Annotated in this window: 14 protein-coding genes; 4 read left to right on the top strand and 10 right to left on the bottom strand. The window is 60.3% G+C overall.

Annotated features, from left to right (window positions below; translation table 11 throughout):
* Window positions 1–3 precede the first annotated feature (3 nt).
* Both CPter91_RS06955 and CPter91_RS06950 read right to left on the bottom strand, forming a co-directional pair.
* Entirely contained in the window at window positions 4–906 is a 903-nt protein-coding gene (locus tag CPter91_RS06955; protein ID WP_061938756.1) for a DMT family transporter, read from the bottom strand.
* Window positions 907–910: 4 nt separating this feature from the next.
* Window positions 911–1,858: a histone deacetylase family protein gene (locus CPter91_RS06950; protein WP_061938753.1), complete on the bottom strand. Its 948-nt coding sequence runs from the start codon at window positions 1,856–1,858 to the stop codon at window positions 911–913.
* A gap of 333 nt (window positions 1,859–2,191) precedes the next feature.
* Here CPter91_RS06950 and CPter91_RS06945 point away from each other — a divergent pair, with 333 nt between their 5' ends.
* The gene (locus CPter91_RS06945; protein WP_061938751.1) at window positions 2,192–2,758 is read left to right on the top strand and encodes a phasin family protein; all 567 of its coding nucleotides are present in this window, start codon (window positions 2,192–2,194) and stop codon (window positions 2,756–2,758) included.
* Window positions 2,759–2,974: 216 nt separating this feature from the next.
* Here the strand turns inward: CPter91_RS06945 and CPter91_RS06940 are convergent, their stop codons facing one another.
* From CPter91_RS06940 to CPter91_RS06915, 6 genes are all read right to left on the bottom strand, one after another.
* Window positions 2,975–5,533, bottom strand: a complete 2,559-nt coding sequence (locus tag CPter91_RS06940) for a DUF349 domain-containing protein (protein ID WP_061938748.1) — start codon at window positions 5,531–5,533, stop codon at window positions 2,975–2,977.
* Window positions 5,534–5,648: 115 nt separating this feature from the next.
* A complete protein-coding gene (locus CPter91_RS06935) occupies window positions 5,649–6,449 on the bottom strand; it encodes a competence/damage-inducible protein A (protein WP_061938745.1) in 801 nt (266 codons plus the stop codon).
* Between the two features lie 47 nt (window positions 6,450–6,496).
* Entirely contained in the window at window positions 6,497–7,369 is an 873-nt protein-coding gene (locus tag CPter91_RS06930; RefSeq protein WP_061938742.1) for an EI24 domain-containing protein, read from the bottom strand.
* Window positions 7,369–8,355 (bottom strand): sterol desaturase family protein, encoded by a 987-nt coding sequence (locus CPter91_RS06925; RefSeq protein WP_061938739.1) that lies wholly within the window; start codon window positions 8,353–8,355, stop codon window positions 7,369–7,371. Before CPter91_RS06925 ends, CPter91_RS06930 begins: the two co-directional genes overlap by 1 nt.
* Before the next feature lie 9 nt (window positions 8,356–8,364).
* Complete coding sequence (locus tag CPter91_RS06920; protein WP_061938736.1) at window positions 8,365–9,213, bottom strand: polysaccharide deacetylase family protein; 849 nt, start codon at window positions 9,211–9,213, stop codon at window positions 8,365–8,367.
* Window positions 9,213–10,223: a YVTN family beta-propeller repeat protein gene (locus CPter91_RS06915; RefSeq protein WP_231880065.1), complete on the bottom strand. Its 1,011-nt coding sequence runs from the start codon at window positions 10,221–10,223 to the stop codon at window positions 9,213–9,215. Before CPter91_RS06915 ends, CPter91_RS06920 begins: the two co-directional genes overlap by 1 nt.
* A gap of 267 nt (window positions 10,224–10,490) precedes the next feature.
* Here CPter91_RS06915 and CPter91_RS06910 point away from each other — a divergent pair, with 267 nt between their 5' ends.
* From CPter91_RS06910 to CPter91_RS06900, 3 genes are read left to right on the top strand one after another with little or no spacing between them, the layout of a single operon-like run.
* Window positions 10,491–10,847, top strand: a complete 357-nt coding sequence (locus CPter91_RS06910; RefSeq protein ID WP_061938731.1) for an FKBP-type peptidyl-prolyl cis-trans isomerase — start codon at window positions 10,491–10,493, stop codon at window positions 10,845–10,847.
* Between the two features lie 29 nt (window positions 10,848–10,876).
* Window positions 10,877–11,098, top strand: a complete 222-nt coding sequence (locus CPter91_RS06905; protein WP_061938729.1) for a hypothetical protein — start codon at window positions 10,877–10,879, stop codon at window positions 11,096–11,098.
* A gap of 34 nt (window positions 11,099–11,132) precedes the next feature.
* Entirely contained in the window at window positions 11,133–11,387 is a 255-nt protein-coding gene (locus CPter91_RS06900; RefSeq protein ID WP_061938726.1) for an acyl-CoA-binding protein, read from the top strand.
* A gap of 225 nt (window positions 11,388–11,612) precedes the next feature.
* Here CPter91_RS06900 and CPter91_RS06895 read toward each other — a convergent pair whose 3' ends face one another.
* Window positions 11,613–12,623, bottom strand: a complete 1,011-nt coding sequence (locus CPter91_RS06895; RefSeq protein ID WP_061938723.1) for a 2-hydroxyacid dehydrogenase — start codon at window positions 12,621–12,623, stop codon at window positions 11,613–11,615.
* A gap of 10 nt (window positions 12,624–12,633) precedes the next feature.
* Complete coding sequence (locus CPter91_RS06890) at window positions 12,634–14,043, bottom strand: sodium:proton antiporter (RefSeq protein WP_061938717.1); 1,410 nt, start codon at window positions 14,041–14,043, stop codon at window positions 12,634–12,636.
* Between the last annotated feature and the right edge of the window lie 7 nt (window positions 14,044–14,050).

The raw sequence follows: 14,050 nt of genomic DNA, 5'->3' as shown, positions 1-14,050 counted from the left end.
TGCCTATTTTTTCATGACGAAGATCACGCCCAGTATCGCCACCACCATGCCGGCGATGCCCAGCAGGTTGAAGACCTCGCCAAACATCAGCCAGGCCATCAGTGCGGTGGTAGGCGGCGTCAGGTAGAGCAGGCTGGTGACGCTGGTGGCCGCGCTTTTGCGGATCAGGGCAAACAGCAGGAAGATGGCGCCGATCGACAAGGCGAAGATCGACCACAGCAAGGCGCCGATGAAGCGCGGCGTCCATTGCACCGTATCCAGCGCAGGCGTCAGGTGCTCATAATAGATGGCGAACGGCAGCAGCACCAGCACCGAGGCGGCGAACTGGATCAGCGTGCCGGTGCGCAGATCGAACTGCGGACAATGGCGCTTCTGGTACAAGGTGCCGACCGTCATCGACAGCAATGCCATCAGGCACAGCGTGATGCTGGTCCAGGACAGTCCCACCAGCGTGATCTTGGCGGCCACCACCAGCCCTACCCCGCAAATCCCCAGCACCAGGCCCAACCACTGGCGCGGCCTGACCGATTCGCCGATCAGGGGTGCGGCGAAAGCCGTCAGGATCGGCTGCATGCCGACAATCAGCGCCGACAAACCGGCCGGCATGCCGAGCTTGATGGCGCACCAGACGCCGGCCAGGTAACCGCCTTGCAGCAAGATCCCGGCGAAGGCGATGTGGGCGATTTTGCCGCGCGGCCAGGGCGCGCGCATCAACAGCACCAATGGCAGCAGCACCAGCAGCACGCCACCGAAGCGCAGCAGCAGGAACGTCAGCGGCGGCGCAAACGGCAAGCCGAATTTGGCGACGATAAAGCCGGTGCTCCATAGCACGACGAACACCATCGGCATGGCCGCGAGCAAAGGATGGGCGGCAGACGCCGCCGGCGAAGAACTGCTTGAAGACATGGAATTATCCGGGTTGGGTGAGCGCCGCCGCAGCCGCGTGCTGCTGACTGGCGCGTTTGGCAAAGCTTGCCGCCAGCGCGATAGTTTGCAGGTGTACTGCTACCGTGTCTTGTATATTCTTGCCGTAGCCGCCGGCCATGCTGATCGCGACCGGGATCGACAAGCGGCCGGCGGTCTCCAGCACCATGGCGTCGCGCCGGGCCAGGCCGTCGAAACTGAGCTTCAGGCGCCCCAGGCGATCGCCTTCGTGCGGATCGGCGCCGGCCAGGAAAATGATCAGCTGTGGCGAAAAACGCCCCAGCATGGTGGCCAGCGCGCCCTCCAGTGCCTCCAGATAGGCCTCGTCGCCGGTGCCGTCTTCCAGCGCCACATCGAGATCGCTCTGCTCTTTACTGAAGGGATAGTTATGGGCACCGTGCAGCGACAAGGTAAACACTGAATCGTCGCGCGCCAGGATGGAAGCGGTGCCGTTGCCTTGATGGACATCGAGATCGACAATGGCGACCCGCTGTACGCGCCGTTCCGCCTGCATCAATCTGGCCGCAATGGCCGCATCGTTAAAGACGCAGAAGCCGGCGCCCTGGTCGGCAAAGGCGTGATGGGTGCCGCCAGCCAGGTTGACCGCCACCGGTTCCGGCCCGGCCAGCGCCGCGCGGCAGGCAGCGATGGTAGCGCCGGCCGAACGCCGCGAGCGCTCTACCATCTGCGGCGTCCAGGGAAAGCCGATGGCTTTCTGCACGCTGTCCGTCAACGTGCCGTTGCTGACCTCAGCGATATAGCGTGGATGATGCGCCAGCGCCAGCACGCCGTCGCTGGCGCGGGGCGCTTCGTGGAATTCGATGCCGGCGACAGTCGCCAGCGCGCCTTCATGAATCAGACGATATTTCTGCATGGGGAAGCGATGGCCGGCCGGCAGGGGCAAGACGAAATGATCGCTGTAGAAGGCTTTCAAGGCGGGCCTGACGGGATGCAATAAAACAACAGTCTAACACTGGTAAATGTGACAGGTGTCACTGGTAAAACTGACAGGTGAAGTAGTAAATAAACAACTGAAAATGGCTTAAACAAGCGCTTTTCATAAGCTTAGTCTTAAATTATCTGAAGTTTATATTGCGGCGCACAAAAATTCGCTTGACACCGTTTCAGAATAATTTAGAATCAAATTGTTGCGTCGCACAATGCACATTCAAAGCACTGGCAGACGCAATCAACGGCTAGCAAGTAGCCACCCTTAGTTGCCCTACCAATTTCGTTTTATTTATAGTATCGAACCCTAGGAGAAGCCATGTCTACCGTTGCAGAACAATTTTCAGCCGCTACCAAAGCCAATTTCGAAGCTAATCTGGCCCTGTTCACAGATTTCACCACCAAGGCATTTGCCGGCGTGGAAAAACTGATCGACCTCAACCTGAACGCCGCCAAGGCTTCGCTGGAAGATTCGAACGCAACTACCCAGAAGCTGTTCGCGGCTAAAGACCCACAAGAATTTTTCTCGCTGAGCGCAGCGCTGGCCCAGCCAAACACTGAAAAAGCCATCGCTTACGGCCGTCATTTCGCCAGCATCGCTTCCAGCACACAAGCTGAACTGACCAAGGCTGCTGAAGCCCAAGTCGCAGAAACCAAGCGTAAAGTCATCGAATTCGTTGACCAAGCGTCGAAATCGGTTCCTCCAGGCGCAGAAGGCGCAGTGGCTTTCGTCAAGTCGGCCATCGGCAGCGCTAACGCCGGTTACGAACAGTTTGCCAAGAGCACCAAGCAAGCTGTCGAAACACTGGAAACCAACGTCAACAACGCAGTCGACCAACTGTCGCAAGCTGCTACCAAGAGCGTTGCCCGTACTGCCAAGAAGTAATGTTTCATCGCCGGTGCGCTAGCGCGCCGGTTACGAGTCTCCTCGGTACCTGTAGTCCTGGTATCGTTGCTTACCCCGGATCACCGGGGTATTTTTTTGCCCGGATGCTTTGCGTAGGGTGGGCATCTGTGCCCACGCGTGAGATCGAGTATCTTATCTGCACCGGCCATCCAAGATAGGTCGACCGTCACGCGTGGGCAGAAAAACCTGCCCACCCTACATCAGCAGTTTCAGCAAGCGCTGCAACGCAGCGTCATCCATCAGCGCCGGCAAGCCGCAAATATGCAACAACTGCTGCTCGATATTTTTCGCCGAGGCGCCAGCCTTGAGCGAGGCTTGCAACACTTCCACCTGCAGCTGCAAACGTTCGCGCGACAGCGCTGGCGGACTCTCGCTGCCCGCCATGATTTCGGCGCGCAGCAATTCCTGTTGCAGCAAGGGGCGGCCGGATTCCAGGCTGGCGGCATAGCCGGCGCCGTTCTGCACGGCACGTTCAAAACGCGCGGCGAGAATTTTTTCAAAAGCCGGTGCCAGTGCCGGCAACGCCTGCCACTCGCCACGCCATTCTGGCTCGCTTTGGTTGTCTGCCGCAGCACTGCTGACGATCGCCGCTTCCATTTTCTGGCATAGGACCAGCTTGCCGCGCAAGGCATCGGCTTGCGCCAATGCTGCTTGACGCCGGCTCTGCTCAAGTACCGCCTGCACGGCTGCCACCGCGGCCTGGAAGCGTGCATCGATCTGCGTCTCGGCGGCGCGCGGCACCTGGCCGCCTCGGTTCCAGTCTTGCTGGGCCTGCTGCAAGACTTTCGCCAATCCCGCCGCCGGCTGGCTAAGCGCAGCTTCCAACGCCGCGCACTGCTCTTCGCGCCGGCGCAGATTGTCGCGCCGCTCGGCGTCGGCGCTGGAGGCGGCTTCCTTGCGCTGGGCAAAGATGGCGTCGCAAGCGCTGCGGAAACGCAGCCACAATTCCTGTTCTTCCTGGCGCGGCAAGGGTAAGGCCTTGGCCTGCTCCTGCCAGCGCGCCTGCAATTCCTTGACCCGCTCGGCGGTATCGCGCTGGTTGGCCGGCAACTCGCCGGCTTCCGTGATCAGCTTTTCGCGACGGCCGATTTCGACTGCCTGCTGCTCTGCCAGCGGCTCCTGCAAGCTTTGCAGCGCAGCGGCAAAAGCGTTGTCCAAGGCTTTCTTTTCGCTGCGGTTGATCGGCCCCAGGTTTTTCCAGGCCTGCTGTTTTTGCTGGCAGAACTGGGCGATGGTTTTCCAATCCGGGGCAACGCCTATTCCTCCTGCCGCATCGGTCGCCAGCGCGCTTTGCGCATGCTGCTGGATTTCCTCGATCAAGGCGCGCGCACTGAGCTGATTGGCCTGGCGCTGTTCAGCCTGCTGCTGGAAATGTGCTGCCACCGGCGCATAGGCAGCGGTACAGGCGGCGTCGAAGCCTTCCCACAAAGTCCTCGGCGCCGATCCCGAACTGACATCCAGCGACTTCCAGCGCGCCCGCAGGCTGCCGATCTTCTTTGCCAGTTCCGCCGGCGCCAGTTCCTGCGGCGGCAATTCCAGCGCCGCCTTGGTCAGTTCTTCGCGCGAGACATTGCCGCCCCAGCGTGCCCAGCCTTGCAAGCGGGTCAGTTCGCTGCGGGCCTGCGTCAGGCGGCTGGTCTGGGTAGCGCTTGGCTTGTGCTGCTTGAAATCCATCGCGCGCAGGGCTTTGTCGAAATCGACCGCTTGCTGCAAGGCGCCGTCTTCGAGCGCCTTTTCCAGGCCATCCAGGGCTTCTGCGATGGGCGGACGCTCGCCTGCCTCGGTCGCTGTCACGGCAGCCGTCGCGGCCTGGACTTTTTGCGGCTTGACGATGGCTGGGGCATGCTGTTTCAGCAATGCCTGGTAACGCTGTTCCAGGCCATCGTCCAGCAATTCCGCCGGCAATCTTGGCAGGGCCGACCAGGCGCTTCTCATGGCTTCCGGCTGCAGCGCATCTGGTGCATCTAGCGCGCCTTCCCAGTTCGCCAGCAGCTCGCTGCGCGCCTGCAGTGCTACCTGATGCTGCTGCAGATCCTGCAACAGCTTGCGCAGGGCCTGCGCTTCCTGGGAAAAATCACTGGCCAGATGGCGTGGCAAAGTCGTGGCTTCAGCATGGCTGAGGCAGCCTGCCATCTGCGCTTCCAGCGCATCCAACGTCGCCGGGGCGGCATCGCTGACGCCAGCCTTGGCTTGCAGATGCATGGCGCGCAGCTGGCTCAACAAGGCGATGGCATCGTGCTGCAACCCCGCCTGCGCGCTCAGACGCTCAGCCAGCTGCGCGCGTACTTGTGTGAATTGCTGCTGCAGATCCGCGGGCACATCCTTGCCATCCCAGCTGCGGTCCAATTCCGCCACCTGGTTCGGCATCAGCTGCAACTCTTGCTGCAAGCGCTGCGCCTGCGCAATGCAAGCGGCAGCCTTGGCGGCGACTACTTGCTGTTGGCGCAAGCTGTCCAGCCGCGTTTGCATCAGCTTGGCGACGCGGCGGTCGGTGTTGCGGCAGGCTTGCAGCACTTGCTCCAGCGCCGGCTGCGACTGCACCAGTTGCGCCGCGGCCAAGCGGGCATCGGCAAAAGTCGACTGCGCGATGAATGCCACCGCGGCACCCTCTTCGCTCAAGGCTTGCGCCTGCTGCAACGCTTGCTGCCGGGCCTGATCCGACACCTGCCGGGCTTCCGCGCGCAGCGCGGCCTGGGGAGCAACTGCGGGCTGAGGGGCGGCGCGCTCTGTGCGCTTGAAAAGAAATCCGAACATGTGATGATCAATCAGATGGGAGCAGATCGCCGTTAATCGCTAACGGCTTTGCGCAGTGGTTTAGAAGGAAGGACTTGGAAAAGTGATGAACGAGATAACAGTGGGATAACTTAACTTAAGCGGGCCGGTATTCGGCCTTTAACAGGTCGAGTCCGGCCAGCATCCTGGTAAACGCGGCGGCGCTTTGCACCGGCTCGCCCTTGACGCCGAGATCGATATGGCGGCGCACGCCGCCCTCGCCCACATGCGGCAGGCTGAATACTTTCACCAGAGGAAACTCAGCTTCGATCGCTTCCATCAGCGGCGTCAGCGTCGACTCCATGGCTTCGAACACCAGCACGGATTGCTCCAGCTGCGGATTCTGGTGGAACAGGTCAGCGTAGTAAGTATCCAGCACCCATTCAAACATCGGCCAGGCCATGACCGGGAACCCGGGTGCGAAATGATGGGCGCCGGCGCCCTGGTGACGGATGGAGAAACCCGGGATCTTGTTGAACGGATTAGGAATGATGTCCGCGCCTTGCGGGAATTCGCCCATCTTCAGCCGGTGCAGATTGTCTGGCGTATCGTAGTCCAGCGTGAGGCCGGCGTCGCGCGCCGTGTCAGCGATCCGTTCACGGATTTTCTCGCGCGCTTCAGGATGCAATACCAGCGGCACACCCAGCGCGGCAGCAGCGCATTGGCGAGTGTGGTCATCCGGGGTAGCGCCGATGCCGCCGGTGCAGAACACGATATCGTCGCTGTCCAGCGTACGCTTCAGGGTGGCCGTGATGCGCGCCGGATCGTCCCCTATGTATTCGGCCCAGCTCAGCGCCAGACCGCGCGCCGTGAGCATTTCCAGTATTTTCGGAAAGTGTTTATCGACTCGCCTGCCTGACAGGATTTCGTCGCCGATGATGATAAGTCCGATTGCCATGGGGATCGCCGTTCAGCTGAGGATAGATAACATTATGACAAAAACCTTTAACGCCGCGAGCTGTCAGGCAGTTGCTGCAGCGCCTGGCCGTCATCGCGTTTAGCCATAATGATAGCAGCCTCTGCCGCCGCCCGATATTTCGCCAGCGCGGCCAGGCAATAATATTCAAACCAGAGCCCGGTGAACACGAACACCAGCACATACAGCCAGATCGAACCGGCCGCCAGCAAAGGAAACACCACCAGCCACAGCGCGCCGCCCAGCCACAGCATGGTAGGCGCGGCGCCGAGGGCGCCGGTGATGACGCCGATCAGCAGCAAGGGCCAGCGGTGGATTTTCAGGATCGCCCGCAATTCATCCTTGTCGGCATGCGCGGCCAGCGCTTCATAGGCGAACACGCGGTAAGTCAGCCAGCCCCACAGTACCAGTGGGATCAGGAAGGCGAACGGCGGGATCAGCCACAGCGGCAAGGTCAGCAGCCACAGCACGCAGAAAATGACAAAGGCTGACAAGGAGATCCAGATGCTGCCGAGCAGCGAACCGCCCTTGCGCATTTCGAGCCCGGCAAAGTGACGGTGGCCGACATGGCGCGCCGTTGCCGGCAAGGCAAAGGCGCCGACAAACAGCAAGGCGGTCAGGATCATCAGCGGCAGCAAGGCCCACAACGCCAGCCAGGGAATGATCACGGTCTTGAGCACGCCCAGGCCGAGCCAGGCCGGGATGTAGTTGGCAATGCCGAGGCCGTCGTTGCCGGCAAAATAATTCTTTTGCAGCCAGTCGATCATCGGCTGCAAGCCCCACCACAGCGCCAGTCCCCACAGCAGCACCGACAATACGAAGGGCAGCAAGGTCAGCATCAGCATGCGGTAATGCAGCTGCGACAACAGCGCCCGGCCAAAGGCTACCAATACCGGGCGCATCAGCGCGACCGCTTTCTGGAAAATTCCACCATGCGCTTCAGGCCCAGCCATTGCTGGACCCAGAAACCGCTGCCATAGTCGCGCGCCGGCCGCGTGGCCGTGGCGACCTGGTCGCGGATACCGGTATGTTCAAAGGTCTGGCCAAAATAGGCGCTGCGGAACAAGATGTCCCAGAAGGAAAACAGTACGCCGAAGTTATGGCCGCCCAGCGTGCCGTGGCCCTTGCTTTCATGGCCGATGCCGATGGCGTGGTGCCAGCGGTGAAAGCGCGGCGACACCAGCAGCGCATCGCCCAGCCGGCCGAAATGAATCCGCACGTTGGCGTGCTGCAGACTTTGCAGCATGCGCGTGATCGACACCAGCAAGACATACTGGGCCGGCTCGACGCCGATCGCCAGCGCCACCAGCGCCATGACCACATCGTGGATCACCCCGTCTAGCAGGTGATTGCGGTCGTCGCTCCACAGGTTCATGTTTTGCTGGCTGTGATGCAAGCTGTGCAAGCCCCATAGCCAGCCAAAGCTGTGCTGCGCGCGATGGTAGCAATATTCGCACAGGTCCAGCACCAGCAGATAGATCAGGAAAGTCACCAGCGGCTTGTCGGTGATCCCGGGCAGCAGGTTTTCCAGGTTGAAGGGATTGATGCCCTCCAGGTGCAGCAGCTCCGTGGCCTTGGCCACCAGGGGGTCGATCAGGAAAAACACCAGCACCGAAAAGGCGCCCAGGCGATACAGCACGGTATAGATGAAATCGGTCCAGCGCGCTCGCTTGTCGTTGAAGGCATGCACCGGAATCCAGGCTTCCAGCGGCCGCAGGACGAGAAACAGAAGGATCAGTTCGCAGACGCCGATCAGGAACCATTCGGTGCCGTCAAACGCATCTTCCAGATATTCGCTGAAGCCGGCGTGGAACATGAGCGGCTGCACCACTGCCTCGAACAGCCAGGCCTGGATGGCGGCAAACCAATTTACCAAGGTATCAATCATTATCTATCGCTAACTTTTGCTGTTCCATCGATGGCGATTCAAATTATCCGCCTGTCCCGGCAAATGCTCCGGGCTGTCACGCAGGGTGGCGAAACAAAATCCCTTTTTTTCCAGGCCGCTGATCAACGGTTCCAGTACCGCCGGCGCCCATGGATCCTTGCGCGACCAGATACCTAAATGCGCCATGACAATATCACCATCGCGCAGATTTTTCAGAGCACGCTCCAGCAGCAACTGGTTGGGCCATTTATCGCTTGGCAGTTCATCGCCCGAAAAACCGGCATCTGCCCAAGCTACGTGCTTGTATCCGCAAGCGCCCCCCGCCTCCAGGGTACGCGGTGTCGTATGACCGCCCGGCGTACGCCAAAAATGATCGATATGGCTTCCGGTCAGCTCATAGAAACGCTGATCGACACGTTTAATCTCTTGGCAATATTGCTGAGGACTCCAGGCCAGCAGCTTGCCTGCATTGGCGCCGAACTGCGGCTTCACTTCGATCTTGCCGTCAGGCAGGTCGCGCTTGGCGTAGACATGGTCGAAGGTATGGCTGCCGAAGGCGTGGCCGTCGGCCACCAGCGATTTCCAGAACGGCGCCCAGGACGGATCCAGGGTGTAGTCGCCGTTCACGGTCTTTTCATTGGCCATGAAAAACGTCGCCTTGATGTGATGCCGGCGCAAAGTCTGGGCGATGTACTGCGCTTGCGACTGGCTGCCGGTATCGAAGGTCAGGTAGATGGTGCCGGCGCTGCAAGCCTGCGGCGCGCTCGCCGGCTGGGCCAAGGCCAGCCCGGCAGGCGCCAACGCCGCCAGTGTCAGCGCGGCGGCGAAGCCGAGTTTGCCCGGGGACAGGGAGCGCATCACAGTTCCGACGCGCGGTTATTGAAATAGATACCGTGCGGCGAACGGCCCACCGGGATCGACTTGATCACCTTGCGCGTCGCCAGGTCCACCACCGAGACCTTCTTGACCCAGCGCTGGGTGACCCACATGGTCTTGCCGTCAGCTGTGATTTCCATGCAGTCCGGACCGCCCGGGACGCTGATGCTGCCGACGCTTTCCAGACTATTCAGATCCAGCACATTGATGGTGCCGGCGACGCGGTTAGAAACGAAGACATGGCGGTTGTCGCCTTGCGGACGGAAGTTGTGGGCGCCATCGCCGGTCTTGATTTTCTTGACGATCTTCTGGGTACGCCAGTCGATCACGGCGACATAGTCGCTGCCCATCACACCTACCAACAGGTATTTGTTATCGGGCGTCATGTAAACGCCCGCCGGCTGCTTGCCGACCGGCATGGTCCATTTGATTTTTTGCGTGGCGAGGTCGACCGCCGCCAGCTCATCGCTGCCCTGCAGGCTGATGAAGGCCAGCGTACTGTCTGCCGTGAACGCCATATGGCTAGGCATCGACGGCAGCGGCAGGCGTTTGGCGATTTTCAGGTTCTTGCCGTCGTAGCCGTAGATATCGATGCGGTCAAGGCGCAAGCCGTTGGCGATGAACCACTTCTGGTTGGGCGAAAACCCGATCTGGTAAGGATCGACGATATCTTTCACCTGACTCTGGATCTGGCCGCTTTTCGGGTCCAGGAACAGCAGCGAATTGCCGGTGGCGGCAGCGACGATCAGGGACTTGTTGTCCGGCGTCGGCATCAGATGGTGCGGCTCCTTGCCGACAGGGAAAGTACCGATTTCCTTGTAAGTCGTCTGGTCCAGCAAAGTGATAGTAGCGTCGCGCGAATTCAGGATGACCACCGCGTTGCCGGCTGCCGAAGCGCTTGGCGCAGCGGCCGGAGGAGTTGCCGCAAAAGAGGAAAATGCTGCTAAGAAACCGAAGGCGGCGACCATGGAACGACGTACAAAAACGGACATGACTAAACTCTGAAAAGCGAAAACAAGCATTTTACCGCGCATGAATGACACCTATAGATTTAAATGGCTTTACCGGTCTTAGCGAGGCCTCCCACTAGATTGGCGGCGGGCACAGCTAGGCGGCCGGATTTTCGATTACACTGCACTACCTGACGCAGCATGGGCGCTTGAACACGCCCGGTTAATGTTCTTTGCGGATTGCATCATTGAATAATTCGCAAATATTTAACCATTTTACAACTTTAGCAAATTTTAAGAAGGATTCTCATGTCGACCACTACTACCGTTTCCGGCCTGCAGTACGAAGAAATCACCGTTGGCGATGGCGCCGAAGCAAAAGCCGGCAATCATGTGACCGTGCACTACACCGGCTGGCTGCAGAATTCCGATGGCAGCGCCGGTAAGAAATTCGACTCCAGCAAGGACCGCGGCGATCCGTTCGAGTTTCCGCTGGGCGCCGGCCATGTCATCAAGGGCTGGGACGAAGGCGTCCAAGGCATGAAAATCGGCGGCGTGCGCAAGCTGATCATCCCGGCAGCACTGGGTTACGGCCCACGCGGCGCCGGCGGCGTGATTCCACCGAACGCGACCTTGATTTTTGAAGTTGAACTGCTGGGCGTTTAAGCCTGACATGAACCCGACGCCGCGGCCCGATGAAACTTTCCAATTTGCCTGACCTGCTCGCCATGAAACGCTGGATGGCGCTGCTGCTGGCCGCGCCCCTGCTGGGCGGCTGCACGGTAGTGAGCGTGGCCGGCAGCGTGGTGGGCGCCGGCGTCAGCGTCGGCAGCGCAGCTGTCAGCGTCGCCTCTACCGTGGTGGAAGGCGGCGTAAAAGCCGGCTCCGCCGTGGTCGGCGCCGTCACTCCTGACTGATCCGATTTTCTCCCTCCATTTCCAAGAGACTCCCATGACACTCCAAGACCAGTTCGCACAAGCCCAGGCCGACTCCAAGACACTCAGCGAGCGTCCTGACAACATGACCATGCTGAAGATGTATTCGCTGTTCAAGCAAGGCAGCAGCGGCGATGTCCAGGGCGAACGCCCAGGCATGACCGACTTTGTCGGCCGCGCCAAATGGGATGCCTGGAACGAGCTGAAAGGCACTAGCCAGGATGATGCACAGCAGCAGTACATCGATCTGGTTGAAGGCTTGAAAGACTAAATCCCGGTCTGCCAAAAACACGAAAAGCACGAAATAGATTTCTATTTCGTGCTTTTTTCATTTCCAAGCGGCTTTATTTACCAGCCAGTACGTAGGGTGGGCACGCTTTTGTGCCCACGCGGATGCTGCTACAGCGTGGGCACAAAAGCGTGCCCACCCTACCATGTGCAATAGCGCCTCCTTTACCCGCAGAGCAGCCTGAACAAGCTTTATTTTTAAGCGACTTTATTTATCCGCCAGCGTTATCTTGCCCAGCACTTCCGGATTGAGCAGGTTCGGCGGATACATCCGATCCTTTCCCGGCAGCAAAGCCGCCAGCAGGTTATCCGCTGCGCAATCGGCCATCGCACGCCGGGTCGGCTCCGAGGCGCTGGCGATATGCGGGGTCAGCACCACGTTCGACAAACCCAGGAAATCGGGATGCAGCGCCGGCTCGTTCTCGAACACATCGAGCCCTGCCGCGGCAATTTTCTTGTCGCGCAGCGCGGCGATCAGCGCCAGGTCGTCGACGATGCCGCCACGCGCCAGGTTGACCAGCGTGGCGCCAGGCTTCATCAAGGCCAGTTCGGCGCTGCCGATGGTGTGATGCGATTCCTTTGAGTACGGCAGCACCAGGATCACATGATCGGCGGCGCCCAGCAGCTCTTCCTTGCTGACATAGCGCGCCTGATTGGCGCGCGTCTCCAGTTCCGGCGCCAGGCGCGAGCGGTTGTGGTACAGCACCTGCATGTCGAAACCCATCGAACGCCGGGCAATCGCCTGGCCGATGCGGCCCATGCCGATGATGCCCAGCGTGGAACCATGCACGTCCGCCCCCAGGAAACTGTCGTAGCGCCACTGTTTCCAGTGGCCGGCGCGCAGCCAGTGCTCGGCTTCCGTGACGCGGCGCGCGGTCGCCATCAGCAAGGCCCAGCCGAAATCGGCCGTGGTTTCGTTGAGGACGTCCGGCGTATTGGTGACCATCACGCCGGCCTTGGTAGCAGCCGCGACATCGATATTGTTGTAGCCGACCGCCTGGTTGCAGACGGCCTTCAAGCGCGGGCTGGCCTGCAGCAGTTCGGCCGAGATGCGTTCGCTGGCGGTGGCGATCACGCCGTCCTTGTCCTGCAGTTTTTGCGCCAGCTCGGCGGCGCTGAAAATGCGGTCTTCCTGGTTGCTCTCAACCTCGAAGTATTGCGCCATTCTTGCAATCACCTCCGGGAACACCGCCCGTGCCATCAGTATCTTTGGTTTCATCGCTCAGCCATCAACGGAAAAAAATAAAGGTCATTATGACAAACAGCGGCAACAGCACCACGCAAGCCCAGCCCATGTAGCCGAAGAAAGACGGCATGCGGATGCCACGCTCTTCGGCAATCGCCTTCACCATCAGGTTCGGGGCGTTGCCGATGTAACTGTTGGCGCCCATGAAGACCGCGCCGCAGGAAATCGCCGCCAGCGTCGCCGCCAGCCGGGTCATCAGTTCGCCGGCGTCGCCTGAAGCGGTGTTGAAGAACACCAGGTAGGTTGGCGCATTGTCCAGGAACGAAGAGAGTATGCCGGTCGCCCAGAAATACATGATGTTGTTGGGCTGGCCGTCGGCGCCGGTGACGGCGCTGACCACCATGCCGAAGGCGCCCTGCTCACCGGCGCGCAGCATGGCGATCACCGGAGCGATGGTGACGAAAATCCCGGCAAACAGTTTGGCCACTTCAAGGATAGGTCCCCAGGTGAAATCGTTGCCTTCGCGGGCTATTTTTGGCGTCAGCCAGAGCGAGACCAGGATCATCACCACCAGCAAGCCGTCGCGCAGCAGGTTCTGCAATTCCACCGTGGTGCCGTAGATGTTGTAACTGATTCCCGGCTTCCAGAAACCGCTCATCAGCACCAGCAATACCACCAGCGCCAGCAAGATGAAATTGAATTTTCCTTCGAAGCGCAGCCTGGCGTCGTCCGGCGTCGGATCGAGCGACGGCGCAAACTCCTCTTCGCGCTTGTGGAAATAAAAGCGGTCCAGCAAATAAAAGATCACCAGCAAGGAAACCCACATGAACAAGGTTTCGCCGAAGATGTTCTTGAGAGTCCAGGAAAAGTCCACGCCCTTCAGGAATCCCAGGAACAAGGGCGGATCGCCGAGCGGGGTCAAGGCGCCGCCGGCATTGGCGACCAGGAAGATGAAGAAGACCACGATATGCACCACGTGCTTGCGGTTGTCGTTGGCCCGGATCAGGGGCCGGATCAGCAGCATCGAGGCGCCGGTGGTGCCCATCAGGCTGGCCAGCAGCGTGCCGATCGCCAGCAAGCCGGTGTTCAGGGCCGGCGTTCCGTGCAGGTTGCCGCGCAGGCATATGCCGCCGGCCACCACGAACAAGGCGGTCAGCAAAATGATGAAGGGAAAATATTCCGCGAGGAAGGCATGTACCACGCCGGCGATCGCCATCGGCACGCCGAAGCCGAGCGCGCAGGGAATCAGGAAAGCCAGCGACCAGCCTACGGTAATCTTGCCAAAATGATGGTGCCAGAACGCCGGCGCCAGCAAAGGCCCTAGCGCAATCGACAACAGCAGGCCCATGAACGGCACGCCCCACCAGGCCGACAGCTGGGCGCCGTCGAGTTCGGCGGCCTGCGCTGCGACGGGCAGGCAGGCGATCAGGATGGCAAGTATTTTTTTATGCAATGTAGTC

Origin of the sequence: Collimonas pratensis, from assembly GCF_001584185.1 — a bacterium.
Classification (GTDB): Bacteria; Pseudomonadota; Gammaproteobacteria; order Burkholderiales; family Burkholderiaceae_D; genus Collimonas; species Collimonas pratensis.
Note: the sequence above shows the minus strand (reverse complement) of the source record. Positions and strands in the feature narration are given on the sequence as shown.